Annotated in this window: 2 protein-coding genes; both read left to right on the forward strand. The window is 47.7% G+C overall.

What is annotated here, in order from left to right:
* Positions 1 to 528: hypothetical protein (locus D6694_14825; protein ID RMH35256.1), on the forward strand; the 528-nt coding region annotated here is incomplete at its 5' end.
* A gap of 259 nt (positions 529 to 787) precedes the next feature.
* Positions 788 to 1,366 carry a TIGR04211 family SH3 domain-containing protein gene (locus D6694_14830; GenBank protein ID RMH35257.1) on the forward strand — a complete coding sequence of 193 codons (579 nt, stop codon included), beginning with the start codon at positions 788 to 790 and terminating at the stop codon, positions 1,364 to 1,366.
* Positions 1,367 to 1,456: the final 90 nt, after the last annotated feature.

Here is a 1,456-nt window from a genome sequence, read left to right on the forward strand (position 1 = left end):
GTTACGATAATTAAACAGCTAAAGTATAACGAGCTTGTTGTGAATAATAAGAAGCTGTCAATATCGCTAGTGCAGTGTGAGTACGATAGGAAAGCAGAGAGTGAAAATGCAGTGATTATATTGCATAATGCGAATGTGTTGTTGTCTGCTGAGACCAATATTAATAAAGTTCTGTTCACATTTAACGACACGTCAACAACGGGGCTCGAATTGGAAGACGGCGGGCATATTTTTCTCAATAAAATTATTGAGCCAAGGAACAGTTTTGATGTTTTGACAGATCTGATAAAAAACATTGAACGCAGGAATGATTTTTTAAGGTTGCAGATTTTTATAGGGCCTGGTGAATATGTTATATGCGACAATATGATACAAGATGGGGTGATCTGGATAAGTTCAAAGCTTCCCGATAAAACAAAGGAGACAATTGTCTATCTACGAAATAGCGATCATCAAAAAAGCATGATAGAAGCTAGGGCCAACCGTGATTTAGGATTGCTTGTGAACGAAGACAGGTCTGCTAGATAGACAATGTAATGTTTTGACTGTCGAAAGACCAACATGTCATGCCCCTCCAGAAATGCACAGGTTGTAGTGCAGACAGGAGGAGTCAAATGAAAGCACGAAAACCGCAATCCAACGTTGGACAGCGAGACGCAAAGCTGAAATTGGTTGAATGTACTCAAGGACAGAATCAGGGGGTTACAACACCCGCGACAGTATTGGCCTCTATTGGCTTTTCGTGCCAGAATGGCGGCACGGCCTGTGATTGGTAGCGGATGATGGTATGCGTGTCGTGATTTTGGTGGCCATGATGCTGTTTGCGGTGACGCTGTATGGCGAGGAACAGTCTCGCGCTGCCACGACTTTTTATGTGACCGACGATTTGAGCATTCCCATGCGAAGTGGGCCGACCCAGGCATACCGTATCATTGGCTGGCCAAAAGCCGGTACCGCGTTGGTGCTGCTCGCTGAGAGTGATGACGGCAAATGGGCGCAGGTGCGTTTGCCTTCTGGTAAAGAAGGTTGGGTTAATCGGCGCTATGTGACGGCGGAGCCTGCCGCCCGAAGCCAGCTTAAGCGTTGGCAGGAGAAAGCCGAACAGCTCAGACAACAGGTTGAGCAATTGCGTCAGGAAAAGGCAGTGTTGCGCGATCGTCTTGAAAAAGCGGTGAAGCAATATGCCGCTTATCAAACGGAAGTGGAACGACTGAAGTCAGCACTGGAAACGGCCGAGCAAAAAGTGGCCAGATTATCCGATGTTCAATATAACGATCTTTTTCTGAAAGGCGCTGCTGTGGCCTTGGCCAGCATATTGCTGGGCGTGCTACTGGGCCGGCGTCGGCGACATTCGGGCTGGGCCTGATCCGGATCAATTTCCTTTTGGCGGCGACCCGCTCCGTCACTGTTCGGACTAGGCAAGCACGCTGCAAACACTATAATGGCGCGATAGTGA

Source organism: Gammaproteobacteria bacterium (assembly GCA_003696665.1).
In the GTDB taxonomy this organism is placed as follows: Bacteria; Pseudomonadota; Gammaproteobacteria; order Enterobacterales.

What these genes read in the sequence shown, in the direction of transcription:
- D6694_14830 (RMH35257.1), top strand. Translation starts at nt 788, where the DNA reads ATGCGTGTCGTGATTTTGGTGGCCATGATGCTGTTTGCGGTGACGCTG.